The organism is Kocuria rosea subsp. polaris (assembly GCF_001483755.1).
Classification (GTDB): Bacteria; Actinomycetota; Actinomycetes; order Actinomycetales; family Micrococcaceae; genus Kocuria; species Kocuria cellulosilytica.
In genome coordinates, this window is sequence record NZ_LQBK01000021.1 from 19,602 (window position 1) to 43,921 (window position 24,320).

The 24,320-nt window shown below is 73.8% G+C and carries 24 protein-coding genes; 15 read left to right on the plus strand and 9 right to left on the minus strand.

Features of this window, described 5'->3' with window-relative positions; genetic code table 11:
* Positions 1 to 97 precede the first annotated feature (97 nt).
* The 5 genes from AVL61_RS10155 (at position 98) to AVL61_RS10175 (ending at position 4,163) form a co-directional block, all read left to right on the plus strand.
* Positions 98 to 1,126, plus strand: coding sequence for a FecCD family ABC transporter permease (locus AVL61_RS10155; protein WP_058874217.1), 1,029 nt, complete (start codon positions 98 to 100; stop codon positions 1,124 to 1,126).
* Positions 1,123 to 2,256, plus strand: a complete 1,134-nt coding sequence (locus AVL61_RS10160) for a FecCD family ABC transporter permease (RefSeq protein ID WP_082697072.1) — start codon at positions 1,123 to 1,125, stop codon at positions 2,254 to 2,256. The genes AVL61_RS10155 and AVL61_RS10160 overlap by 4 nt, the downstream gene beginning before the upstream one ends.
* Positions 2,253 to 3,062, plus strand: a complete 810-nt coding sequence (locus AVL61_RS10165; RefSeq protein WP_058874218.1) for an ABC transporter ATP-binding protein — start codon at positions 2,253 to 2,255, stop codon at positions 3,060 to 3,062. The genes AVL61_RS10160 and AVL61_RS10165 overlap by 4 nt, the downstream gene beginning before the upstream one ends.
* A 134-nt stretch (positions 3,063 to 3,196) precedes the next feature.
* Positions 3,197 to 3,493 (plus strand): DUF1540 domain-containing protein, encoded by a 297-nt coding sequence (locus tag AVL61_RS10170; protein WP_058874219.1) that lies wholly within the window; start codon positions 3,197 to 3,199, stop codon positions 3,491 to 3,493.
* Positions 3,494 to 3,623: 130 nt separating this feature from the next.
* Positions 3,624 to 4,163, plus strand: coding sequence for a hypothetical protein (locus tag AVL61_RS10175; protein WP_058874220.1), 540 nt, complete (start codon positions 3,624 to 3,626; stop codon positions 4,161 to 4,163).
* A 48-nt stretch (positions 4,164 to 4,211) separates the two neighbouring features.
* Here the strand turns inward: AVL61_RS10175 and AVL61_RS18610 are convergent, their stop codons facing one another.
* Together AVL61_RS18610 and AVL61_RS10185 are read right to left on the minus strand one after the other, a co-directional pair.
* Positions 4,212 to 5,438, minus strand: coding sequence for a chorismate-binding protein (locus AVL61_RS18610; RefSeq protein ID WP_082697073.1), 1,227 nt, complete (start codon positions 5,436 to 5,438; stop codon positions 4,212 to 4,214).
* Between the two features lie 231 nt (positions 5,439 to 5,669).
* Positions 5,670 to 6,887 carry an MFS transporter gene (locus AVL61_RS10185; protein ID WP_058874222.1) on the minus strand — a complete coding sequence of 406 codons (1,218 nt, stop codon included), beginning with the start codon at positions 6,885 to 6,887 and terminating at the stop codon, positions 5,670 to 5,672.
* 296 nt (positions 6,888 to 7,183) lie between these two features.
* On the opposite strand from AVL61_RS10185, the gene AVL61_RS10190 reads away from it, so the two are divergent.
* On the plus strand, positions 7,184 to 8,029 hold the full coding sequence (locus tag AVL61_RS10190) for a PTS sugar transporter subunit IIAB (RefSeq protein WP_058874223.1): 846 nt from the start codon (positions 7,184 to 7,186) through the stop codon (positions 8,027 to 8,029).
* Positions 8,030 to 8,042: 13 nt separating this feature from the next.
* Positions 8,043 to 9,590 carry a PTS ascorbate transporter subunit IIC gene (locus AVL61_RS10195; protein WP_058874224.1) on the plus strand — a complete coding sequence of 516 codons (1,548 nt, stop codon included), beginning with the start codon at positions 8,043 to 8,045 and terminating at the stop codon, positions 9,588 to 9,590.
* A 71-nt stretch (positions 9,591 to 9,661) separates the two neighbouring features.
* On the opposite strand, the gene AVL61_RS10200 is transcribed toward AVL61_RS10195, so the two are convergent.
* Entirely contained in the window at positions 9,662 to 10,792 is a 1,131-nt protein-coding gene (locus AVL61_RS10200) for an alanine racemase (RefSeq protein WP_058874225.1), read from the minus strand.
* 242 nt (positions 10,793 to 11,034) lie between these two features.
* Here AVL61_RS10200 and AVL61_RS10205 point away from each other — a divergent pair, with 242 nt between their 5' ends.
* Positions 11,035 to 13,125: a calcineurin-like phosphoesterase C-terminal domain-containing protein gene (locus AVL61_RS10205; protein ID WP_082697074.1), complete on the plus strand. Its 2,091-nt coding sequence runs from the start codon at positions 11,035 to 11,037 to the stop codon at positions 13,123 to 13,125.
* 57 nt (positions 13,126 to 13,182) lie between these two features.
* Here the strand turns inward: AVL61_RS10205 and AVL61_RS10210 are convergent, their stop codons facing one another.
* A complete protein-coding gene (locus AVL61_RS10210) occupies positions 13,183 to 14,127 on the minus strand; it encodes an NAD(P)/FAD-dependent oxidoreductase (protein ID WP_058874227.1) in 945 nt (314 codons plus the stop codon).
* 99 nt (positions 14,128 to 14,226) lie between these two features.
* On the opposite strand from AVL61_RS10210, the gene AVL61_RS10215 reads away from it, so the two are divergent.
* From AVL61_RS10215 to AVL61_RS10225, 3 genes are all read left to right on the plus strand, one after another.
* The gene (locus AVL61_RS10215) at positions 14,227 to 14,898 is read left to right on the plus strand and encodes an XRE family transcriptional regulator (protein WP_231738370.1); all 672 of its coding nucleotides are present in this window, start codon (positions 14,227 to 14,229) and stop codon (positions 14,896 to 14,898) included.
* A gap of 84 nt (positions 14,899 to 14,982) precedes the next feature.
* Positions 14,983 to 15,843, plus strand: coding sequence for a polyphosphate--glucose phosphotransferase (gene ppgK, locus AVL61_RS10220; RefSeq protein ID WP_082697075.1), 861 nt, complete (start codon positions 14,983 to 14,985; stop codon positions 15,841 to 15,843).
* Between the two features lie 188 nt (positions 15,844 to 16,031).
* The gene (locus AVL61_RS10225) at positions 16,032 to 16,379 is read left to right on the plus strand and encodes a hypothetical protein (protein ID WP_058874228.1); all 348 of its coding nucleotides are present in this window, start codon (positions 16,032 to 16,034) and stop codon (positions 16,377 to 16,379) included.
* A gap of 22 nt (positions 16,380 to 16,401) precedes the next feature.
* Here the strand turns inward: AVL61_RS10225 and AVL61_RS10230 are convergent, their stop codons facing one another.
* The 5 genes from AVL61_RS10230 to AVL61_RS10250 all read right to left on the minus strand — a co-directional run bounded on the left by AVL61_RS10230 (position 16,402) and on the right by AVL61_RS10250 (position 20,169).
* Positions 16,402 to 16,605: a hypervirulence associated TUDOR domain-containing protein gene (locus tag AVL61_RS10230; protein ID WP_058874229.1), complete on the minus strand. Its 204-nt coding sequence runs from the start codon at positions 16,603 to 16,605 to the stop codon at positions 16,402 to 16,404.
* Between the two features lie 202 nt (positions 16,606 to 16,807).
* Entirely contained in the window at positions 16,808 to 18,493 is a 1,686-nt protein-coding gene (locus AVL61_RS10235) for an MDR family MFS transporter (RefSeq protein WP_082697076.1), read from the minus strand.
* The gene (locus AVL61_RS10240) at positions 18,490 to 19,116 is read right to left on the minus strand and encodes a TetR family transcriptional regulator (RefSeq protein WP_231738371.1); all 627 of its coding nucleotides are present in this window, start codon (positions 19,114 to 19,116) and stop codon (positions 18,490 to 18,492) included. The genes AVL61_RS10235 and AVL61_RS10240 overlap by 4 nt, the downstream gene beginning before the upstream one ends.
* Positions 19,117 to 19,201: 85 nt before the next feature.
* Entirely contained in the window at positions 19,202 to 19,531 is a 330-nt protein-coding gene (locus AVL61_RS10245; RefSeq protein WP_058874231.1) for a DUF3140 domain-containing protein, read from the minus strand.
* A complete protein-coding gene (locus tag AVL61_RS10250; protein WP_058874232.1) occupies positions 19,528 to 20,169 on the minus strand; it encodes a GntR family transcriptional regulator in 642 nt (213 codons plus the stop codon). Before AVL61_RS10250 ends, AVL61_RS10245 begins: the two co-directional genes overlap by 4 nt.
* A 132-nt stretch (positions 20,170 to 20,301) precedes the next feature.
* Between AVL61_RS10250 and AVL61_RS10255 the strand changes: the two genes are divergently transcribed.
* The 4 genes from AVL61_RS10255 to madM are packed head-to-tail and all read left to right on the plus strand — an operon-like array spanning position 20,302 to position 24,268.
* Positions 20,302 to 21,564, plus strand: a complete 1,263-nt coding sequence (locus AVL61_RS10255) for a malonyl-CoA decarboxylase domain-containing protein (RefSeq protein WP_058874233.1) — start codon at positions 20,302 to 20,304, stop codon at positions 21,562 to 21,564.
* Positions 21,561 to 23,087, plus strand: coding sequence for an AMP-binding protein (locus AVL61_RS10260; RefSeq protein WP_058874234.1), 1,527 nt, complete (start codon positions 21,561 to 21,563; stop codon positions 23,085 to 23,087). Before AVL61_RS10255 ends, AVL61_RS10260 begins: the two co-directional genes overlap by 4 nt.
* Before the next feature lie 9 nt (positions 23,088 to 23,096).
* The gene (gene madL / locus AVL61_RS10265) at positions 23,097 to 23,504 is read left to right on the plus strand and encodes a malonate transporter subunit MadL (protein ID WP_058874235.1); all 408 of its coding nucleotides are present in this window, start codon (positions 23,097 to 23,099) and stop codon (positions 23,502 to 23,504) included.
* Positions 23,504 to 24,268 (plus strand): malonate transporter subunit MadM, encoded by a 765-nt coding sequence (gene madM, locus AVL61_RS10270; RefSeq protein WP_058874236.1) that lies wholly within the window; start codon positions 23,504 to 23,506, stop codon positions 24,266 to 24,268. The genes madL and madM overlap by 1 nt, the downstream gene beginning before the upstream one ends.
* The last annotated feature ends 52 nt before the right edge of the window (positions 24,269 to 24,320 follow it).

Below are 24,320 nucleotides of genomic sequence, written 5' to 3' on the forward strand. Positions count from 1 at the left end.
GATCGGGCGGCAGGTGAGGTGAGCCTCACCTCACTGTGGCAGACTGTAGCAGTCCGCTCGGCATTAGCTCACACATCCCTGACGTAATCGAGGTGGCATGGCCCTGTCCCCGGCAACCCGGCCCCCACGTGCCCCGGTGCTGCGCCGGGGGCAGTGGCTGGCCGTGCTGCTCGCGGTGGCTCTGGGCGCCGTGGTGCTGAGCGTGTGCGTGGGCGGGCGGCCCTCCACCCCGGCCGAGGCCTGGCACGCCGTGCTCACCCCCACGGGCACCGTCATGGACGTGACCATCCGCGAACTGCGCTGGCCGCGCACCGTCACCGCCGTGGTGGTGGGGACCTGTCTCGGCCTGGCGGGGGTGCTGGTGCAGGGCCACACGCGCAATCCGATCGCCGACCCCGGCCTGCTGGGCATCAACCAGGGCGCCGCCCTGGCGATCGTCGGCGTGACCGCCGCGGCCGGCGCCGTGGCCCCGCTGACCCAGGCGCTGCTGGCCTTCGGCGGGGCCCTGGCGGCCGTGGTGGTGGTCTTCCTCATCGGCTCCGCCGCCCGGCACGGGGCCACGCCCATCACCCTGGTGCTGGCCGGGGCGGCCGTCTCCGCCCTGTGCACCGGGCTGGTCTCGGCCATCGTCCTGCTGGACGACCAGGCCCTGGACACCCTGCGCTTCTGGCAGGTGGGCTCCGTCGCGGTCCGCAACGGCTCCCTCGAGGTGCTCTGGCCCTTCCTGGCCCTGGGGCTCGCCCTGACCGCGGCCAACGTCGGCGCGCTGAACAGCCTCTCCCTGGGCGAGGACGTCGCCCGCGGCCTCGGGGTCTCCGTGCTGCGGGCCCGGATCACCGGGATCGCGGCGATCACGCTGCTCGCCGGTGCAGCCGTGACCCTGGCCGGGCCGATCGCCTTCGCCGGGCTCGTGGTCCCGCACGTGGCCCGTGCCGTGATGGGCACGGACTACCGGTGGCTCGTCCCCGCCGGTGCGCTGGCCGGGGCGGCCGTGCTGCTGCTGGCCGACACCGCCGGCCGGGTCGTCGCCCGGCCGGGGGAGCTGTCGGTCGGGGTGGTGCTGGCCGCCGTCGGCGCACCGTTCTTCGTCCATCTCGCCCGCCGCCGGAAGCCGGCCACCGCATGACCTCGTCCCCCGCCGCCCCGACCCGGGCCCGCACGCCGCCCGCCGCTCCGGGGGCCCCGCCGCCGGGACCGTTCCGCTCCGTCCGGGCGCTGCGCGCCGGGCCCGTCTCCGTGCGGGTGCACCCCCGGGCGCTGGCGGTCTCGGCCGTGCTGGTGGTCCTGGTGGCCGCGGCCGCGGCCCTCCACGTGGCCGTGGGCGGCACCCCCATCCCGTACCCGCAGGTCCTCGCCGCGCTCGCCGGCCGGGCGCCGGACGCCGCCGTCCAGCTGGCGGTGGTCGAGTTCCGCGCCCCGCGCACGGTGGCCGCCGTGCTCGTGGGCGCGTGCCTGGCCGCGGCGGGTGCCATCACCCAGACGGTCGCCCGCAATCCGCTGGCCAGCCCCGACATCCTCGGTGTGACCTCCGGGGCCTCGGCGGGCGCGGTCGCCGTGCTGATCCTCGGGCAGGGCGGGGCGGCCGGACTCAGCGGCGCGGCCGCGACCGTGGGCATGCCCGCCGCGGCCTTCGCCGCCGGCACGGTCAGCGGCGTGGCCGTCTACCTGCTGGCCTACCGGCACGGGGTCGACAGCTACCGGCTGATCCTGGTGGGCCTGGGGGTCTCCGGGTTCACCACCGCGCTGACCACCTGGATGCTCACCCTGGGCGACGTCACCAGCGCCGCCCAGGCCCTGACCTGGATGACGGGCTCGCTCAACGGCAAGGACTGGACCCTGGTGCGCCCCATGGCGGGCGTCGCGGCCGCCCTGGTCGGCGCGGCGGTGCTGTCCGGCCGGTGGCTGCTCCTCTCGTCCCTGCACGAGGACACCGCGGTGGGCCTGGGGCTGCGGCTGGGGCGGGTGCGGGTGGTGGCCCTGAGTCTGGCCGTGCTGCTGGCCTCGGTCGCCACCGTGGTCGGCGGTCCGCTGGTGTTCGTGGCGCTGGCCTCACCGCAGATCGCCCGTCTGCTCACGCGGGCCCCGGTGCCGCCCGTGGCCGTCTCGGTCCTGGTCGGGGCGCTGTTCGTGCTGGTCGCCGACACCGCCGCCGCCCACCTGCTGGCGGTGCCCCTGCCGGTCGGCGTCGCCACGGCCGTGCTGGGCGCCCCGTACCTCATCCACCTCGTCCTGCGATCCCAACGGAGGACTGCATGAGCCCCCTGCCCGCCACCGCCCGGCTGGAGGCCCGGGACCTGACGCTGGGCTACGACGGGAGGCCCGTCGTCGAGCGCCTGTCCCTGGCCGTCCCGGAGGGCCGCGTCACCACGGTCCTCGGCCCCAACGGGTGCGGCAAGTCCACCCTGCTGCGGGGGATGGCGCGCCTGCTGCGCCCGCTCGGCGGCACCGTGACCCTCGACGGCGAACCGCTCGACCGGCTCTCCACCCGGCGGATCGCCCAGCGGCTGGCCGTCCTGCCCCAGGGACCCACGGCCCCGGAGGGCCTCACCGTGGCCGACCTCGTCTCCCGCGGACGCCACCCGCGGCAGCGCTGGTACCAGCAGTTCTCGCACGCCGACGAGGACGCCGTGCACCGGGCGCTGGAGGCCACCGGCATCGCCGAGCTCGCCGGGACCCCGGTCGACGAGCTCTCCGGCGGACAGCGCCAGCGCGCCTGGATCTCGATGACGCTCGTGCAGGACACCGAGATCGTGCTCCTGGACGAGCCCACCACGTACCTGGACCTGGCCCACCAGGTGGAGATCCTCGAGCTCGTCCACCGGCTCAACCGGGACCTGGGCCGGACCGTGGTCATGGTGCTGCACGACATCTCCCTGGCCGCCCGCTTCTCCGACCACATCGTGGCCATGGCCGGCGGGCGCGTCGTCGCCCGGGGCACGCCCGAGGAGGTCGTGACGGCGGAGCTGCTCGCCGAGGTCTTCGGCCTGCGGGCGCAGGTCGTTCCCGAGCCGGTCAGCGGCCGCCCGCACGTCATCCCGCTGGCCCGGATCGCCGCGGACTGACCACCGGCGCGTCCACGGCAATTGCGGCACGGAAAAATTCGCTATCCATTGTCCCAGGTGAGGCGCATCCTGGAAGGGTCCGACCTGGTCGGGGCAACAGGCACCGGCCCGGAGATCCTCCTGGAGGAGAAGTCATGGCCACCACCGAGTTCGCTCCCGTCTCCGACTGCACCGTGGGCCAGTGCTCGTTCAACCACGACCACGAGTGCACGGCCCACGCGATCACCGTGACCGGCAGCGCCGGCCACGCGCACTGCGGCACGTTCATCTCGCTGGGCCCCGACGGCGGTCTGCCCACCGTGCACGCGGAAGTGGGCGCGTGCCAGCGCGGGGAGTGCGTGCACAACGAGCACCTGATGTGCACCGCCCACGACGTGAAGATCGGTGCGGGCGCCGACGAGGCCGACTGCCTCACCTACCAGGCCGCCTGACGCGGCCCGGCGTGCCCGGCCTGGCGTGCCCGGTCAGCGGCCGGGCGGCGGCGGCGTAGCGTAGAGCGTCCGGGAGCGGTCACCAGGCCGTTCCCGGACCGACCCGCCGCACCGCTAGGAGACAACGCCCGTGGAACCCCTGCCGCTGGAGCCCCTCACCCGCTTCCTGACCGTGGAGCACGCCGCGGACCTCAGCGGGCTGGCCGCGCGCATCCCGGGATCGGGCTTCCTCTGCTTCTACCCCAACGACGAGGAGTACGCGGGTTTCGCCGACGGGACGGGCCGGCTCTGGCTCCGGGGCGACGACGCCACCCCCGCCCGGGAGCTGCTGGAGGTGCTCGAGCCGCCGTTCCGCATCGCCTACCCCGTGGCTCCCTCGGTCACCGGCGACGAGGAGGCGGTCGTCTCCGCCGGGGTGCTGCAGACCCCCGAGGAGCTCGAGGCCTACCGCGCCCGCTTCACCGACGTCGAGGGGGAGGCGGACCTCGACCACCAGGCCCACGCCGTGGACGCCGTCGGCCAGCACTGGACCCTGATGGCCGGTGCCGACGCGGGGGAGGTGCTGGCCCTGTGCTTCGGGCGGGACGAGGCGGGCGTGCCGTTCTCCGAGCAGACCACGTTCACCGCGGAGTCCCTGCCCCTGCCCGTCACCGTGGTGGAGCTCGACTGAGCTCAGGCCCCGGTCGGACGGGCTGTGCGGCGTCGCGGGCGTGAGCGGTCAGGCGGCGTCCGGCACACCGGCGCACAGGCCGTCCCGCTCCCGGGCGCCGGCGGCCGCAAGAGCCGCGCGCACGGTGCCGAAGTTCGCGGCGGTCTCGGCCACGGCGCCGTCCACGGTGGAGGTCGCGTCCAGCTCCGCGGCGGCGTGCAGCCGGGCCAGCGTGCCGTGCAGGTGGACGCTGCGCAGCACCGGCACCCACTGGCCGTGCCCCGCGGCGTCGGTCCAGCCCACGAGCCCCGCGAAGGCGCCGCGGGGGCGCGGCTCGAGCTCACGGATCAGGGACATGGCCTCCCGGCCCGGGGTGCCGACGGCAGCACGGTGCAGCGCCACCGCGGCGTGCAGCGCACTGGTGCCCCGGTGCAGCCGGCCGGTGAGGCGGGTCGCGAGATGCCAGGCGGCGTCGGTGCCCAGCACGCTGGGCTGCGCAGGCACGTGCAGCGACGCGGCGTACGGTGCCAGGCCGCGGGCCAGGTGCTCGACGACGTGCTGGTGCCGCCGGCGCGCGGCGGGGGAGCGCAGCAGGGACTGCTGAGCGGCCGCGTCGCCCGAGACCGTGGGGTGGCGCGCGGCGCAGCCGGTGTGGGGGTGGGCGGCGAAACCGACCGGGCCCACCTCGGCCGTGAGCTCCGGGCCCGCTCCGAGGACTGCGCCGCCGTCCCGGGGCCGCACCAGGAAGGCGTGGCCGCCCGCGGCGCGGGCCACGAGCTCCTCCCACAGCCGGTCCAGGTCCACGGGGGCGGGCAGCTCCAGGTCCAGGGCGCGGGCCAGCACCAGGTGCTGCGCGGCGCCGCGGCCGATCCGGTCGAGGGCCTCGGCGAGCGCCTCGCGGTGGTCCGCGTCCGGCGCCGGGACGGAGGGTGCGAGCTGCCGGACCAGGGGCACCGAGGACTCCGGCGCCGGCCGGGGTGACCAGACGGGCCGCTCGGCGAGGAACAGGTCGGCCGGCTCGTCCGGGTCGAAGGGGACGGTTCCGCACAGCACCGGCCCCGTGGCGCGGCGGGCGCCGGAGTCGAACGCCTCGCAGGTGGCCTCGCCCAGGCGGGCCAGCGCCGCCTCGATGCCGCTGCCGGTGATCGGGGCGGCGGGCAGCGTCCGGTCCCGCCGCGCGAAGAGGACCCCACGGCGGCCCGCGAGCACGAGGTCGCTGTCGAGGCCCGCAGCCGGTGCGGTCTCCGGGGGGAGGGGGGCGAGCGCCACGGCGGGAGGCGTCGTGCCACGGGTCATGCGCGGGGCCTTCGGTCGGGCGGATGGGGGCAGGTGAGGTGAGCCTTACCTGGTGGTGGAGGGAACTGTAGCAGGTCGATCCGGATTAGCTGACACATCCCTGCCCTAATTCCCGCGAAGGTGTGCGTCGGCCGGCGTGCTCGGCGCCGCGGCCGTCCCGCGCACGGGTCCTGCCGACAGGTCCTGCGGCTCCGCGCGCCCCGTCGAGGAGCCCGAGGACGGGGCGCACCCCTACCGGGAACGGTCCTGGGACTCCCGGACGGCCAGGAGGCCGCCGGCCAGGAACGCCACCGTGGCACCGAGGACGACCAGCAGGGGGACGGTCCAGCCCCCGGTGCCGGAGTTCAGTGCGCCGATCAGGGGTGGACCGACGGTCGCGGCCAGGTACCCGCTGCCCTGGATGCGGGCGGAGGTCCCCGCGGCCTCGGCGTCGGAGCGCACGATGCGCGCGACGATGGAGAAGATCGTGGTGAAGCCCCCGCCCTGGGCGATGCCGCCGACAGCGGACCACAGGAGATAGCCGTCGGGGGCGAGCAGCAGCCCGACGGGCAGCGCGATCCACAGCCCTCCGACGAGGACCACCGGCGTCCACGCCGGGGCCCGGTCGGCCAGCAGGGGCACCCCCAGGGCGCCGGCGATGGCGGCGACCTGGAACAGGGAAGCGCTGGCTCCGGAGGCGGCCAGGCTCAGCCCCCGGGTGTCGGCCAGCAGGGTGGGCAGCCAGGCGGTGATGGAGTAGTAGGAGAAGGCCTGCCCGCAGAAGGCGAACGTCAGCCACCAGCCGACGCGCCGGATCTGGGCGGCGCCCCGGGCCTGCCTCAGCGCTCCGGTGGCCGTGCTGGGTTCGGTGGGGGTGGGGGCCGCGGGGGGTGCGCCGGTCCGGCGGCGCGCCACGACCAGCCAGAAGACCAGGGCCACCACGGTCAGGGTGCCCCAGGCGACCAGGGCCCAGCGCCAGCCGACCGCCGCAGCCAGCGGTGCGGTGCCCAGGGCGGTGATCATGGACCCGACGTTGAGGGCGGCGGTGTAGGCGGCGGTCACCGTGGGGATCCGGCGCCAAGGGACGTCGCGGCGGATGATCACCGGGACCACGATGTTGCCCACGGCGATCGCGGCGCCGATGACCACGGCGCCGGCCAGGACCACCGCGGTGGGGCCCGCCGAGCGGATCACGGTCCCGGCCAGCACGCCGCTCAGGCACGCCAGGACGGCAGCCTCGGGCCCGAAGCGTCCGATCAGCTTGGAGGCCAGCGGGGTGACCAGGGCGAAGAGCAGCACCGGCAGGCCCGTGAGCAGGCCCGCGGTCGCCGCCGAGAGACCCAGCTCGGACTGGATCTGCGTGATCACCGGCGTCGGGGCGATGATCGGCCCGCGCAGGCTCAGCGCGACGAGCACGATGCCGACGACGACCCACGGCAGGGCGCGCGGCGTCAAAGTGCGCGAGGTCATCTCAGCGGCCCCGGACGGAGTGGGGCTGCGGGGACCGGCGGGCGGTGCGGTGCGCGGCGGTCTCCGGGCACGACTGGGACGGGATGCTCATGGCGGCTCCTGGGACAGGACGAGGCGTGGCGTGGGCGCGGAGGCGCTTCCGGTGGCCTCCTGCCGGTGGAGCAGGTGCCACTGCCAGCCTGCCAGATCCCGATCGGGGCACATGCCTCGGGCGAGCGCGAACGACGTATATCGTCCATGGAAGATCTACAAAGATAACTACTGTGTAGTATGTCAAGTACGCTACGATATGTTTCATGTCTGAGATCAGCCGCTTGTTGGACCTCGAATCCATCTGTCTGGACGAAGCGGCCGGGGACTGGCGCACCGCCATCGCCCTGGCCGGTCAGGTGCTCGAGCGGCAGGGCGCCATCACCGCCGAGTACACCCAGGCCATGATCACGAGCGTCGAGGAGAAGGGGCCCTACATCGTGGTGGCGCCGGGCTTCGCCTTCGCCCACGCCCGGCCCTCGGAGGCCGTGCACCGCACGGCCATGTCCTGGGTCCGGCTCGCCCAGCCCGTGGAGTTCGGGCACGCGGCGAACGACCCCGTGACCCTCGTCGTCGCCCTCTCCGCGAAGGACAAGAAGGATCACCTGCAGGCCATGCGCACGCTGGCCACGCTGCTGGGCTCGCCGGAGACCCGGACCGCCCTGGACACCGCCGCGACGCCCGAGGAGGTGCTCGCCGTGCTGACCCAGGAGGCCCCGGCGGCGCCCGCCCGGGACTCGACGGCGGAGGCGCCCACCCACGACTCGACGGCGGAGGCGCCCGCCGTCGAACCGGCGGGGGAGCGGAACGGGGGCGGCCCGGACAGCCGCAACAAGATCCTGACCGTGTGCGGCAACGGCCTCGGCACCAGCCTGTTCCTGAAGAACACCCTGGAGCAGGTGCTCGACCGCTGGGGCTGGAGCAAGTACCTCACGGTCGAGGCCACTGACACCATCTCCGCGCGCGGCAAGGCCAAGGAGACCGACCTGATCCTCACCTCCGGGGAAATCGCCCGCACCCTCGGGGACGTCGGCGTCCCCGTGAAGGTGATCGAGAACTTCACCAGCACCTCCGAGCTCGACGCCGCCCTGCGCGAGCTCTACGACGTCTGAAGGCAGGCACCCCGTGAACTGGCTCGTCAGCATTCCCGAGTTCCTGGTCAGCGAGATCCTCGCCGTCCCGGCGTTCCTGATCGGCATCATCACCGCCGTGGGCCTGGCCGCCCTGCGCAAGAGCACCGGCCAGATCATCGGCGGCGCCATCAAAGCGACGCTGGGCTTCCTCCTGATCGGCGCCGGGGCCACCCTCGTGGTGGCCTCCCTGGAGCCCTTGGGCGCCATGATCCTGGGCGCCACCGGCGCCCAGGGCGTGATCCCCACCAACGAGGCCATCGCCGGGATCGCCCAGGCCGAGTACGGCGCCCAGGTCGCCTGGCTGATGATCCTCGGCTTCGCCGTCAGCCTGGTGCTCGCCCGCTTCACCCCGCTGCGCTACGTCTTCCTCACCGGCCACCACGTCCTGTTCATGGCTACGATGCTGACCATCATCCTGGCCACCGCCGGCTACGACGCCTGGGTGACCGTGTCGCTGGGCGCCCTGCTCCTGGGCATCCTGATGGTCTCGCTCCCGGCGCTCGCCCACCCGTGGACCCGCCGGATCACCGGCGACGACAGCGTGGCCATCGGCCACTTCGGGACCGCCGGGTACATCGCCGCCGGCGCCGTCGGGCAGGTGGTGGGCAAGAAGAGCCGGTCCACCGAGGACACGAAGCTGCCGGAGGGCCTGCGCTTCCTGCGCGACTCCATGGTGGCCACCGCGCTGTCCATGGCGCTGATGTACGTGGTCCTCGCCGTGCTCTTCCTGGTCCGAGCCGGCACCGAGGAGGCCTTCACCGCGTTCGACGGCGGCGCCACCGGCGTGGGCAATTACATCATGATGTCCATCACCCAGGGCCTGCAGTTCGGCGTGGCCGTGGCCGTCATCCTCTTCGGCGTGCGCACCATCCTCGGCGAGCTCGTCCCGGCCTTCCAGGGCATCGCCGCGAAGGTCGTCCCCGGCGCCATCCCGGCCCTCGACGCGCCCATCGTCTTCCCGTACGCGCAGAACGCCGTGCTCCTGGGCTTCATCTCCAGTTTCGTGGGCGGGCTGATCGGGCTCCTCGTGCTGTCCGTGTGGCTCAACCCCGCCCTCGGCATCGCGCTGATCCTGCCCGGCCTGGTGCCGCACTTCTTCACCGGCGGCGCGGCCGGTGTCTACGGCAACGCCACCGGCGGGCGCCGTGGCGCCCTCGCCGGCGGGTTCGTCAACGGCCTGATCATCACGTTCCTGCCCGCGTTCCTGCTCTCGGTCCTGGGGACCTTCGGCTCCGAGAACACCACCTTCGGGGACGCCGACTTCGGGTGGTTCGGCATCGCCGTGGGCTCCGCCGCCAAGATCGGGTCCGTCGGCGGCATCGTGCTCATCGCGCTCATCGGCTTCGGCCTGCTCGCACTGGCCGTGCTCGTGCAGCGCAAGGTGGTCGACGCACACTGGGACCCGTCCCCCGGCCGCGCCTGGCCTGGGAATGCGGCCGGCGAGGAGACCGCGGCGGCCCAGGCGGCGAGCCCTTCCCGGGTGTTCCCCAAGATCGCCCCGCCGAAGGGTGCGCCCGCTCCGCCGCCGCCGCCCAGCTGACAGGGCTGCCCGCCGCCTGACACGGCTCACCGGTCCGGCGCGTCGGGGATGGCACGCCGGCGGCGGCGGGGTCAGGAGTTCTTGCCCCGCGCGGCCACGGTCCAGCGCTCCAGCAGCGTCCCGCCGCGCACCACGGCCACGTCGTCGACGAGGTTCATGGTGAGGCACACGTGGTTGGGGATCACCCGCAGGCGCTCGCCGAGGGCGGGCAGCGGGGCGTCCTCGGGCCAGACGACGGTGGCGTGGTGCTCGGACAGGGCCGTGATCCGGGCGTCCGGGTGGTCCATCAGCCGCCCGTACCCGGTGGCCCAGGCCGGGCGGTCGCTGCCGAGGACCTTGCTGCCGGCGTCGAGGACGACCCGCCGCGGCACGTCGTCCTCGCCACCGCCCCCGGCGCTGCTCGCAGTGCCGCCCTCGTGCCGGCTGACCACGGTCGCGGCCACGGTCAGGGCGATGTCCTCCGGGGCGCACCGGCCGAGCTCCAGCTGCTGGGCGTCGCCGAAGACGTAGACCCCCGGCCGCACCTCCGTGGCGGCGGTGCTGTCGGTCAGCAGCGCGCTGGGCGTGGACCCGCCGCTGCGGCGCAGCACCTCGAACCCCGCGGCCTCCAGCTGCCCGGAGGCCCGGTCCAGGGCCCGCTGCTCCTGCGCGGCGGCCTCGACCGGCATGCCCGGGGCGTAGCTGTGGCCGGGAAAGGTGAAGACGCCCTCGACGCGCAGCCCGGCCCGGGCCGCGGCGCGGGCGACGTCCGCGGCGGCGTCCGGGTGGACCCCGCTGCGGTGGTGGCCGCTGTCGACCTCCACGAGCACGGCGACGTCCCCCGCGGCGTCCCCCAGCTGCTCGCCCATGACGGCGGCCGCCTCGGCCGAGTCCGTCCCCACACTGATCCGGGCGGTGGCGCTCAACCGGCGCAGACGATCCGCCTGGCGCGGGCCGACCCACAGCGGGTACGCCACGAACAGGTCGCCGGCCCCGTGCGCGGCGAACACTTCGGCCTCCCCGAGCGTGGCCACGGTCAGCCCGGCCGCGCCCGCGGCGAGCTGCAGCGCCGCGATCTGCGGGACCTTGTGCGTCTTGGCGTGCGGGCGCAGGTGCAGCCCCCGCTCGCGCACGGCCGCGGCCATCCGCTCGATGTTGTGCTGGAGCACGTCCCGGTCGATCAGGACGTCCGGGGTGTCGACTGCGTCGGGAATGCGGTGCACGGGGCTCCTCGCCGGTGGAACGATCTGGTGGGCTGCACCCAGCCTAGGGCCCCTCTTCCCACGGGCGTCCCGGACGGCGGCCGTCGGCCCCTCCGCCGCCGGTCCGGGCCCGTGCGGTGTTCCAGCACGGGGCGAACGGCCGTCGCGTCATGTTGACGTGGGTTTATGTTCTTCCGGGCATGTTCTGCGGGATCTCTTCTAGTCTGGACCGCACGTGACCGACCGATCCCGGAGGCGGCACCATGCCAGCCATCGCCCTGCGCCGACTTCTGCTGTCCGGCACCGCCGTCGTGGTCGTGCTGGCACCGGCAGCCGCAACAGTCCTTCCCCGGCTCCCCGCCGATCCGGTTCCTGCGGTCGCGGAGCACCCGTCCCCGGGGGTGGGCCACGGCCGGGAGGAGCCCCAGGGGCAGGCAGACGACGTCGACCCCATTTCCTACGTGGGCGGACCGCAGGTGCTGCGCGACGGTGCGGACGCCGACGGTTCCGCCGGGCGGATCAGCGGCCACGTGTTCGACGACAGCAACAGGGACAGCGTCCGGCAGGAGCACGAGGAGGGCCTGGAGGACGTCGCCGTGTCCAACGGCCTGGACGTGGTGCGCACCGACCGCCAGGGGTACTGGGAGCTGCCGCTGGCCGAGGGGCAGACCGTGTTCGTCACCAAGCCCGCCGGCTGGGACACCCCGGTCGACGAGACGAACTTCGCCCGGTTCCACTACCACCACGAGCCCGAGGGCACCGCCCAGGACCTGCGGTTCGGCGGTCTGGCCGCCACGGGGGAGGCCCCCGACGCCCTGAACTTCCCCCTGGCGCGCAACGAGGACAGCGCTCGCCGGGACCAGACCTGCGGGTTCCTGGGCGACGTGCAGACCTACTCCCACCAGGAGATCGGCTTCGCCCGCACCGGGCTGGTGCGGGACCTCGCCGCGCGCCAGGACCTGGAGGACTGCGGCCTGCTCCTGCTGGGCGACCTGGCCGGCGGCGACCTGGGGCTGTACCCGCGGCTGAAGGAAATCCTCTCCGGCGCCGGAGCCCCGATCCGCGCGGTACCGGGCAACCACGACTACGACATCGACTCCACGGACCCCGAGGAGTCCTTCGACACCTTCAAGCAGCACGTCGGCCCGGAGAACTTCTCCTACGACGTGGGCGAGATGCACGTCGTCGGACTGAACAACCTCTCCTACCCGTGCCGGCCCGAGGAGAACGCCGACGGCAGGCACGGCCAGTGCGCCGATCCGGAGAACGACCCCCAGTACAACGGTGTCCTCGGCGAGGAGACCCTGGCCTGGATCGAGGCGGACCTCGCCACGGTGCCGGAGGACAAGCTCGTGGTCGTCGCCACGCACGTGCCGCTGGTCTCCTACGCCGACTCCTCCAGCACCATGCACCAGACCGACGACGTCACCGAGCTCTACGCCCTGCTCGAGGGCCGCGAGGCGATCTCCTTCTCCGGGCACACCCACTCGGTCGAGAACATGACGGCCGGCACCGCTGTGGCCGGGTGGCAGGAGTCGACGGGCGTCCAGGAGCTGCCCTTCCACCACATCGTGGCCGGCGCCCCGAGCGGCGACTGGTACATCGGCGATCTCGACGTCGACGGCGTGCCCATGGCGCTGCAGCGGGACGGGGCCCCGCCCGGCTGGTTCTCGCTCGACGTGCACGGCACCGGCTACCGGGAGGACTTCCACGCGATCGGCCGGGACGGGGACCGGATGGGACTGGCCGTGAACTCCCCGCACTGGCGGGACTGGTACAACACCCTCGCCGCGTGGGGCGAGGCCAACCTGGGCAACTGGGACGCCGTGCCCCCGGTGAACGTCAACGACCTCGGGGACCCCGGCATGGTCACGGCCGAGGACCTGCGGGGCGGCACCCGGCTGTCCGCCAACGTGTGGAACGGCACCCGGGAGGCCCGCGTGACCATCTCCGTCGACGGCGGGGAGCCGCTGGAGGCCACCCACACCCAGCCCGGCGCCGGCGAGGAGAAGGCCCAGGGCGCCGAGGTGGCGGACCCCTACGCGGCCACCCGCCAGCTGATGATCGCCCGCCACGCCTTCGAGTCCACCTCCGGGAACGAGGACGCCCAGGGGTTCCAGGCCTTCTACGGGATCCAGGCCGGCCCGGCGGCCCCGCGGCCGGGCTACCACGTCGCCCGGAGCACGACCCATCTCTGGCAGCTCGAGCTCCCGGCCGGCCTGGAGCCCGGCGTGCACACCGCGGAGGTGACGGCCACGGACCGCCACGGACGCGAGAGCACCGAGTGGCTGACCTTCGAGGTCGTCGAGGAGCGACCGCAGATGTCGTTCCGCACCGAGGTCTTCGCGGGCTGATCCCGTCCCACGGTGCGGCGGGCTCCGGCCGATGCGTCCGGCCGGACCCCGCCGACGTCACACGGCCGCCCGGGCCCGCACGGCGGCGGCCGCGTCCGCGGCCACGAGATCCGCGTTGATCGCCGCGGCCGCGCCGAGCCCCGCTCCCGCGGCGGAGGAGACCATGGCCGAGAGATCACCGGCGTTGCCGGCCGCCCACACCCCGGGGACCTCGGTGGCGCCCATCGGACCCGTGGCGATCAGCGTCCCGGCGGGGTGGTCGGTCAGGGTGCCGCCGAGCTGCTCGTAGAGCTCCGCCCGGGCCACGAACCGGGGCGCCACGACCACGGCGTCCACCGGGACCTCCCGGCCGTCGTCGAGGACCACCGCGCGCAGCGCGCCCTCCTCGAGGCGCAGCCGCCGGACGGGTCCCTCGACCACCCGGACCCCCAGGGCGTCGAGCTGCTCCCACGCCTCGGCGCCGGGATCCGGCATCCGGTGCGGGAAGAAGGTGACGTCCTCGCTGAGCTGCCGGAACAGCAGCGTCTGGTGGATGCTCATGGGCACCGCGCCGAGCACCCCGATGCGCCGGCCGCGGACCTCCCAGCCGTGGCAGTAGGGGCAGTGCAGCACGCTGCGCCCCCACAGCTCGGCCACCCCGGGCACGTCGGGGAGCTCGTCGACCAGCCCGGTGGCGAGCAGCAGCCGCCGCGCCCGCAGCACGCCGCCGCCCGCGAGGCCGAGCGTGAACCCGTCCGCCCCGGCCCGGGCGGTCACGGCCCGGCCGGCCACGATCGGCGCCCCGTACTGCTCCGCCTCGCGCCGGCCGGCGGCCAGCAGCTCCAGCGGCGAGATCCCCTCGCGGCCGAGGAGGTTGTGCGCGCCGGCGGCCGGGGCGTTGCGCGGTTCGCCGGCGTCCACCACGACCACCGAGCGCCGCGAGCGCGCCAGGGCCACGGCGGCACTCAGGCCGGCGGCGCCGCCGCCGACGACCACCACGTCATGGGTCGGTTCCGGGCTCATGGCACACCTCAGGCTTTCCTGCGCTCTCGTCCGGCCGGGAACTCCCGGCCACAGCACCACGGTAGACGCACTGTGCGTACACGACATAGCATCTTGCTCATGACGCAAGAACTGGACCTGGACGCCGTGATCCGCCGGCGCATCCGCGGCCTCCGGCTGGCGCGCGGCTGGTCCCTGGACGCGCTCGCGGCCCGGTGCCGGCTCAGCCCGTCCACGCTGAGCCGACTCGAGACCGGGCACCGCCGGATCGCCCTGGACCAGCTGGTGCCCATCGCCCGCGCGCTCGACACCTCGCTGGACCAGCTCGTCGAGTCCCCCGAGGACGAGGACGTCGTGATCCGCCCGCAGCCCAGCAGCACGCCGGGGCTGACCACGTGGTTGCTGTCCACCGAGCGGGCGCTGCACGGGATGACCGTGGCCAAGATGCGCATCCTGCCGGGCCGCCCGCCCGCCCCGGAGCGGCTCGCGGTGCACCCCGGCCGGGACTGGTTCACCGTGCTCTCCGGGACCGCCCGCCTGCACCTGGGGGAGCGGGTGATCGTGGTCGAGGCGGGTCAGGCGGCGCAGTTCTCCACGATGGTCCCGCACGCCATCGTGGCGCAGGGCGGGCCGGTGGAGATCCTCACCGTGCTCGACCACGACGGCGAGCGCGCCCATCTGCACGCGGACGGTCCGGCCGGGGGCCCGGAGCCCTGCAGCGCCGAGCACGACCGGGGCGCATCCCGGGACCGGCCGGGGCGCCCCGGCCGAGGAGCAGGGCCCGGAGAATAATTGCCGCCCCCGCCCGGTTGTACACTCGACCAGGCGCCGCCCGTGCGAGGGCGCGCCGCTCCCGCCTCGATCCAGGACCGTGCGATGACCTGTGCCCTGCCGTCCTTCCGGACGCCCCCGACCGTCCCCCTGCCCGTTCCCGGCGGGGACGACGACGCCCGCTGCCTCGGGGTGGACATCGGCGGGACGACCATCAAGTACGCGGTCGTGGACCCGGTCCGCGGCACCACCGTCGGCCCCGTCCGCCGGGTGCCCACGCCGGCGCCGGCGACCCCGGCGGCAGTGGTGGCCGCCCTGCGCGGGGTCCTGGCGGGGCTGGAGGACGCACCGGAGCTGGACCGGCCCCTGACCGGGGTCGGCGTGGGCGTCCCGGCCATCATCGACCACGGCATCGCCCGCTCGGCCGCCCACCTCGACGACTCCTGGATCGGCGCGGACGCCCGGGAGCTGCTCGCCACCGGGCTGGGGCGGCAGGTCGCGGTGCTCAACGACGCCGACGCCGCCGGGCTGGCCGAGGTGCGCTTCGGCGCCGCCCGGGACGCCCGGGGCACGGTGCTGGTGATCACGCTGGGCACCGGGATCGGCTCGGCGCTGTTCCTGGACGGGGAGCTGATCCCCAACAGCGAGTTCGGCCACGTCTGGCTGGACGGCCGCGACGTGGACGGCTGGGCCGGCGCCTCCGCCCGGACGGTGGAGGCGCTGGACTGGCCGACCTACACGGACCGGCTCCAGCGCTACCTGTCCCACCTCGAGCGCCTGATCTCTCCGGACCTGATCGTCCTCGGCGGGGGCATCAGCGAGCGGCACCAGGAGTTCCTGCCCCACCTGCGGCTGCGCGCCCGCGTGGCCCCCGCGCAGCTGCGCAACGCGGCCGGCATCGTCGGCGCCGGCCGCCAGGCCCACCTCGGGGCGGAGCAGGCGGGCCGCCTCACCGGGATCCGCTGAGCGGATCCCGGGCACGGCTGCCTGAACGTCCGTGCACCACGGGCCGCGGTCCCTGGACCGATGCGAAGGACTCTTCCCCCGTGTGACGTGGATCTCTATCATGGACAGGGACAGCGTGGTCGAGCACCCCGCCCGGCACGGGGACCTCAGCAGGTCCCCGTGCGCTTCCACGACTGGAGATCCCCGCCATGAGCCTTTCCGCACTGAGCCCTGTTCCCGACGACACCGGTGCCCTCGACGTCCTCCCGGGCATCGGCGTGGGTCCGGCCGTCGAGCCGGTCGCGTCGATCACCGTCTCCCACGTCGCCCGGTACCGCATGCGCACCGACCGTGCCGGCCTGGACCTCCGCGCCGGTGAGGCGGTGCTGTGCGCCCCCTACGAGCCGGTCGAGCTCGGGATGGTCGTGCTGGTCCGCTGCGAGGTCGACGGCTACACCCCGGGCGCCCTGATCCCGGCGGCCGACGTCGAGTACCTCGAACCGGTCGGACCGTCCTCCGGTCCGTTCGTCTGGGGCACGCCCGGCGTCCGCGACTGAGCGCCGTGCCCGGCCCGCGGCGTCACGCCTCGGTCAGGGCGTCCGCCTTGTGGGTCGCACGGGCCCCGGTGTCGGCGGACTCCACGATGTAGTGCGGGTCGTCCGTGCTCGCGCGGTACGTGCGGCCGTCGAACTCGAAGTCCTCGGTCCTCTTCTCGACCACGGTGCCCTCGGTGGTGCCCTGGGGGGTGTTCCAGGTGACCTTGGTGCCCTTGCTCAGACCCATCAGCTGCTCCTTCTCCCGTGCTCGTCCGCGCCGGCGTCCGTGCATCCTTGCGCCGGTCCCGGCCGCCGCGGCGCGCCCTCGGCGGCCGGGCACTCCCGGGTGTGGGGCCCAACCTACCGACGGATCGGGGCCCTGGCGAGGGTCTGTGGGCGCAGGGCGGGGGCAGGTCACGTCGGCCGGGCCGCCGCTGCCGCGCCGCCGGCTACCGGGCGGAGGCGGCGGGCTCGCGGGTGGCCGGGCCCTCGCGCGACGTGCGGGCACCGCGTCCTCCGGTGTCCCGGTCCTCGTCACCGGTCCGCCGGTCGGCAGGCCGGCCGGCGGTGCCCCCGAGGCGGCCCTCGGCGAGTGCCTCGGGCTCGACGTCCTGCTCGATCGTCGTGGCCAGCGGCTTCTCGGTCACGAAGCACAGCAGGGCGGCCGCGAGCAGCCCCAGGGGCAAGATCCACAGGAAGATGGGGGTCAGGGCGTCGTTGTAGGAGGTCACGATGGGGTCCTGCAGCGCCTGGGGGAGCGAGGCGACCACGGCAGGGGTCAGCGAGTTGGTCCCGCCCGTGCCACCCTCGAGCGCGGCCGCCGGCAGGCGCTCGGCCAGCAGATCGGCCAGCCGGCCCGCGAAGACGCTGCCGACCACGCCCGAGCCCAGGGTGGCGCCGATCTGGCGAAAGAAGTTGTTCGCCGCGGTGGCGGTGCCGACCTGCCGCAGCGGGAAGGTGTTCTGCACGATCAGCACCAGCACCTGCATGGACAGGCCCAGGCCGAGGCCCAGGACCGCGATGTAGAGGCACACGTGCCACACGCCCTGCTCGGAGGTCAGGGTCGCGAGCAGACCCATGGCCACGGCCACGAGCACGCTCCCGGCCACCGGCAGCCACTTGTAGCGGCCCGTCCGGCTCACTGCCCGCCCGGCGAGCACCGAGGTCAGGAGCATGGTGCCCATCATCGGCACCATCAGCAGCCCGGAGCGGGTGGCGTCGATGCCGAAGACCATCTGCAGGTAGGTGGGCAGGTAGCCGAGGGCCCCGAACATCGCCACGCCGGTGAGCAGCCCGGCCAGGGTGGTGAGGACGAAGTTGCGCTCGCGGAACAGGTGCATCGGGATGATCGGCTCGGCGGTGCGCCGTTCCACGGCCACGAAGGCCGCGGAGGTCACGAGCGTCCCGGCGATCAGGCCGAGGATCACGGGGTCGGTCCAGGCGTACTTGCCGCCGCCCCAGGTGGCGAACAGCACCAGGCAGGTCGTGGCCACGGCCAGCAGCGCCATGCCGCCGATGTCCAGGCGCGGCCGGCCGCTGTGCCGGGGGAGCTTGAGGAACAGGACGGCCCCGGCCAGCGCCAGGAGCCCGAGCGGGAGGTTGATCCAGAAGACCCAGCGCCAGCCGGGACCTTCGGTGAAGAACCCGCCCAGCAGCGGGCCGGCCACCGAGGCGAGGGCGAAGACGCCGCCCATGACGCCCATGTACTTGCCGCGCTCCCGGGCGGGGACCACGTCGGCGATGGCGGCCTGGGAGAGGATGATCAGCCCGCCGCCGCCGAGGCCCTGGACGGCGCGGGCGGCGATGAGGACCTCGATGCTGCCCGCGAGCGCGCCGATCACGGAGCCGGCCATGAACACCAGGATCGCGCCCAGGAGCAGGGGCTTGCGGCCCATCAGGTCCCCGAGCTTGCCGTAGACGGGCATCATGATGGTCGAGGCCAGGATGTAGGCGGTGATCACCCACAGCATCTCGTCGACCCCGTTGAGCTCGCCCACGATCGTGGGCAGCGCGGTGCTGAGCACGGTCTGGTTGAGCGCGGCCAGCAGCATGGAGAGCATGAGGCCCACGAAGAGCAGCACGAGGTGCCGGGAGCCGGTGGCCTGCTCGGTCCGGTGGGTGGGGGTGCGGGTCATGAGAGCTTCTCCTGGAGGCGGTGGAAGAGGGCGAGCGCCGACTCGTGGTCCTCGGTCGGCAGCCCGCGTGCCGGGGAGTAGCCCTCGGCGGTGATGGCGAAGCGCAGGGGGACCCCGGCGAGGAGCACCAGCATCCGGGCGACCTCGTCCACGGGGTGCTCCCCGATCCCGGGGGACCACTCCGGCTCCCGGGCGAGCAGCTCCGCGAGGGTGTGGCGCACCAGGGCCTCGGCCTCGAGCATCAGCTCGTGCCGGCGGCGGCCCAGGCTCGGATGGTCCTGCAGGAGCCTCCGGCGCCGCTCGGCGTCCGGGCCCGCGTAGGCGCTGCGGGACACGGCCAGGAGCAGGCGGGAGACCTGGCCCAGCAGGTCGTGCTCGAGGGAGAAGCCCGCCAGGAGCTCCGGGTCCAGCGAGGGGGCCCGCATGCCCAGGACGGCGTCCTCCTTGGCGGGGAAGTAGTTGAAGAAGGTGCGCGGGGAGACTCCGGCCGCGGCGGCGACGGCCTCCACCGTGGTGCCCTCGACCCCGTGCTCGACCGCGAGGGCTGCGGCCGCCTCGTGGATCGCGGACCAGGTCTCGGCCTTCTTGCGGGCGCGCAGGGTGGGGGCAGGATCGGTGGGCATGCCCATATTCTTGCACTTCTGCACTTTTTGCACAACTGCAATATTTTGGGCCGGCCGCTCGCCCGCACGGGTGGGGCCGGGCGGCTCAGTCCTCGAGCGGGTCGTGCCCCCAGTTCATGAGGGAGTAGCGCCACCGGGTCTCCCGCACGTCCCCGTCGGGCCGCTGGGCCAGGTGGCGGTGGACGTAGCCGACGACCTTGCGCATGTGCTCGTGGTCGGCGTCCGTGCGCTCGCTCTTCGGCGTCCGCAGGATCTCCACGATGCGCCGCCCGGAGCGGTGGCCCACGGACTCCCCGCCGTCGTCCTGGCCCACCGAGGCGGACACCTCGGTCTCCAGCCAGTCCGACAGCTGCCCGGCGGTCATGTTGACGGCCTCGTCGAAGTCCTTGCCGGTGGTGTCGTCGCCGCTGCTCATGTCTCGCTCCTCAGGACCAGTTCGGTGTACTCGTCTGCTTGGATCTGCACGTGCGCCCGCGCCTGCGCCCGGGCCGTCTCCGGGTCGTGCGCCAGGACGGCCTCCGCGATCGCCCGGTGCTCGTCCAGGCTCCTGGCCATCCGGTCGCCCACGCGCAGCTGGAGGCGGCGGTAGACCTCCAGGACGCCCTGCAGCTTCTCCGCCTCCGCGCGCAGGAACTCGTTGCCGGAGCCCGCGTAGATCGCCCGGTGGAAGCGGCTGTTGGCGTCGTAGTAGCCGTCCGGGTCGCCCTCCTGCACGAAGCGCCGGCACGCCTCGAGCGCCGCGGTCATCTCCGCGGCCGTCCCGGGGGGCATCCGCCGGGCGGCCAGCTCGGCGCAGAGGCCCTCCAGGTCCGCCATGACCTCGAACCGCTCCGCGAGCTCGCGCACGCCCAGACGGGAGACGAAGGTCCCGTGCTTGGGCCGGATCTGCACCATCCCCGAGTTGCTGAGGTGCTGGAGCGCGTCGCGGATCGGGGTCCGGGAGCACCCGTACTCGGCGGAGATGCTCGTCAGGTCCAGCTTGTCGCCCGGTCGGTAGCGGCCGGCGACGATGGCCTCCTCCAGGCCCCGCCGCACGCGCACGGCTTCGGTCATCGTTGCTCCTTCGACGAGTGGTCCAAATCTATCCCAGCCGAGCTGTGGTGCAGCTCACACGAATGCTCTACAGTGCCGTGATATATACAACAGCGCTCGAGATGTACACATCATTCCCGTCAGGAGCTGACCATGGACGCGTCACCCCATCTGCCGAGGCGGCTGACCGAGCAGTGCGCCGCGCTGCTCGACGTCGGCGACGGCCACTTCAAGCCGACCCTGGCCTCCGCCGTGCTGGACGGGTTCGAGGGGCTCGGCCCCGAGGGTCAGCTCGCGTTCTTCCGCCACCTCCACGGCGACCTGGGGGCGGCCCCGGCCGCCGTGGACGACGCCATCGCCCGGTGGCGGGACGCGCCCTCCCAGCAGTCGGCCCAGCGGCTGCACGCGGCCAGCGAGTCGCCGCGCCAGGCGCTGCTGCGCGCCCTGAACCTCGCGGAGGACGGCACCTTCCGTCTCGTCTCCATGCGCTCGCGCTTCCTGGCGGTGCTGGCCGAGCACCCGGAGCTCGAGCCGGTGGACCAGGACTTCCTGCACCTGTTCCGGTCCTGGTTCAACGCCGGCTTCCTCAAGCTGCACGAGCTCTCCTGGGACTCGCCGAGCTCGCTCGTGGAGCACGTCCTCGAGTACGAGTCCGTGCACCCGCTCGGCGGCTGGGCGGACCTGCGGTCCCGGCTCCAGCCGGCGGACCGCCAGTGCTTCGCCTTCCTGCACCCCTCCATGGGGGACCGCCCGCTGATCTTCGTGGAGGTGGCCGTGACCGAGGAGATCCCCTCCTCCACGGACTTCATCACCGACCTCGACCGGGCGCGGCAGGGCTCCGGCAGGACGGTGGCGACGCTGTACTCCATCAACAACACGTTCCCGGGGCTGCGCGGCATCCCGTTCGGCAACCACCTCATCAAGCAGGTGATCGCCCACGTGCGGCGGCACGACCCGGAGGTGACCACGTTCGTGACGCTCTCGCCGGTGCCGGGGTTCCGCCGGTGGCTCGAGACGCGCCCGGCCGGCGGGACCGGGGGGAGGCGCCTGGCCGCGGAGGCGGACGACGCCCTGCGCCCCGGAGCCCCGGCCGGCGCCGTCGAGGCCGTCCGGCCGGCGATCGTGGCCGCGGCCCGCAGCTACCTCCTGGAGAGCACCGACGGCCGCGGCAGACCCCTGGACCGCGTGGCACGGTTCCACCTGCGCAACGGCGCCGTGCTGGACCGCATCAACTGGCCGGCGAGCACGGAGCCGCACGTTCTCGACCAGTCCTTCGGGCTCATGGTCAATTACCTCTACGACGCACCCAGCGGCAGCGACGAGCGCGCGAGGGACGACACCGAACGGGCCGCCGTCCCGGCGTCCCGCGCCGCGGCAGCGGCCCACCGACCGACCACCACCGAGGAGACGACATGAGGACCATCCACCAGCTGTTCGAGGACGCCGTGGAGAGACACGGCGAGAAGGCGCTCAGCATCGAGCCGGACGGGCGCCGGCTGACCTACGCCGCGGTGCACGCGCTGACCGAGGAGCTGGCCGGCACCCTGACCGCGCTCGGCGTGCGGCCCGGCGACCGGGTCGCGGTCAGGACCGAGAAGCTGCCCGAGGTCGTCGCGCTCTACCTGGCCACCCTGCGGGTGGGCGCGATCTACCTGCCGCTGAACACGGCGTACACCGGCAGCGAGCTCCGGTACTTCGTCGAGGACGCCCGGCCGGCCCTGTTCGTCTGCATCCCCGGCGAGGAGGAGGACCTGGCCGGGGACAGCCCGGACGGCGTCCGCTACCTGTCGATGGGCCCGCACCGGACCGGCACGCTCTTCGCGCAGGGGAGTGCCCGCCCGGGGCCCCCGGCCGCCGTGGACCTCGACGCGCCGGCCGCCATCCTCTACACCTCGGGCACCACCGGGCGCTCCAAGGGCGCCGTGCTGACCCACCGCAACCTCGCCAGCAACTGTGCCACCCTGACCGAGGCGTGGCAGTACACGCACGACGACGTGCTCATCCACGCGCTGCCGATCTTCCACATCCACGGGCTCTTCGTGGCCGTCAACATGTCGGTGACCACCGGGGCCACCATGCACTTCCTGCCGAAGTTCGACCCGCAGGCGGTCCTCGACCTGATGCCCGAGGCCACGGTGCTCATGGGGGTGCCCACGTTCTACACCCGTCTGCTCCGGCACCCGGACCTGACGGCCGAGCGCACGCGGACCATGCGGCTGTTCGTCAGCGGGTCGGCGCCCCTGACCGCCGAGACCCACCACGAGTGGCAGGACCGCACCGGCCACGCCATCCTCGAGCGCTACGGCATGACCGAGACCGGCATGATGTGCTCCAACCCGTACGCCGGTGAGCGCAGGGCCGGAACCGTCGGCCCGCCCCTGCCGGGCATCAGCATCCGCGTGGCCGAGCGCGGGAGCAGCGCCGAGCTCCCGGCCGGGGAGGTCGGCTCGATCCAGGTCGCGGGCCCCAACGTGTTCCGGGAGTACTGGAACCAGCCGGAGAAGACCGCCGAGGAGTTCACCGACGACGGGTTCTTCGTCACCGGCGACCTGGGCGTGGTCGACGACGACGGCTACCTCGCCATCGTGGGGCGGGACAAGGACCTCATCATCTCGGGCGGCTACAACATCTACCCCAAGGAGATCGAGGAGCTCATCGACGAGCACCCCGCCGTGCGGGAGTCCGCGGTCGTCGGCGTGCCGCACCCCGATCTCGGGGAGGTGCCCGTCGCCGTCGTCGTGCCCCAGGACGGCGCTCCGGCCGACCCGGAGGAGATCCTCGAGAGCATCCGGCCGCGGCTGGCGCGGTTCAAGCAGCCCCGGCGGGTCGAGTTCGCCGGCGAGCTGCCCCGGAACGTCATGGGCAAGATCCAGAAGGCGGCGCTGCGCCAGGAGCACGCGGCGCTGTTCCAGCAGGCACCGACCGGACCGAAGGGCTGAGGGGCGGACATGATCATCACAGGCGTAGCGGTACTGGCCGGGTGCTTCCTGACGGGAATGCTCATCGGTGAATTCCTGGGGCTGTTGTTGGGGGTCGACGCCAATGTGGGCGGTGTCGGCTTCGCCATGGTCCTGCTCGTGCTCGTCACCCACCGGATGCGCCGGGCGGGCATGCTGCCCTCGGCGACCGAGCACGGGGTGTTCTTCTGGAGCGTGATGTACATCCCGATCGTGGTGGCCATGGCGGCCACCCAGAACGTGGTCTCCGCCGTGAGCGGCGGCCCCATGGCGCTGCTGGTCGGGCTCGCGGCGCTCACCGCGGGGGCCGCACTGGTCCCGGTGCTCGCCCGGATCGGGGGGCAGGCGGACCCGCTGCCTCCCCGGGAGCAGGACAAAGCGATGGAGGAGGTCTCCTGATGGACGTCGTCGCAGAACTGCTGGAGTCCAACGGGCTCGTCTTCGCGTTCCTCGTGGTCGGGGTGCTCATCCTGGTCTCGAACTACTTCTCCCGGCGGCTGACCCGCGGCCGGCTCCAGGGCTCGGCCATCGCCATCACCGTCGGCCTCGTCCTCGCGTACTTCGGCGGCCTGCACACCGGTGGTGAGCGCGGGCTCGCGGACATCGCGGTCTTCGCCGGGCTCGGCCTCATGGGCGGCTCCATGCTGCGGGACTTCGCCATCGTCTCGACCGCCTACGGGGTGGACCTGGACGTGATCAAGAAGGCCGGCGTCACCGGGGTGCTCGCCGTGCTGCTGGGCGTCTTCGTCTCGGCCGTCGTCGGTGCGGCCATCGCCGCCGGGTTCGGGTACACCGACCCGGTCAGCATGGCGACGATCGGCGGCGGCGCGGCCACCTACATCGTCGGCCCGGTCACCGGCACGGCGCTGGGCGCGAGCAGCGAGGTCATCGCGCTCAGTGTCGCCGCCGGCCTGGTCAAGTCCGTGGTCGTGATGATCGGCACGCCGTTCATCGCCCCGCTGATCAAGCTCGACAACTACAAGTCGGCCATGGCGTTCGGCGGGCTGAGGGGCACCACCTCCGGAGTGGCCGGCGGGCTGGCCGCCACGGACGAGCGGCTCGTGCCGTACGGCGCCATGACCGCGACGTTCTTCACGGGGATGGGCGTGCTGCTGGTGCCCTCGGTCTTCTACTTCGCCCTGGTGCTCCTCACCGGCGGCTGAGCCACCGGCTTCTGCTGCGGGTGTGCCCCCGGTCCTGGCAGGACCGGGGGCA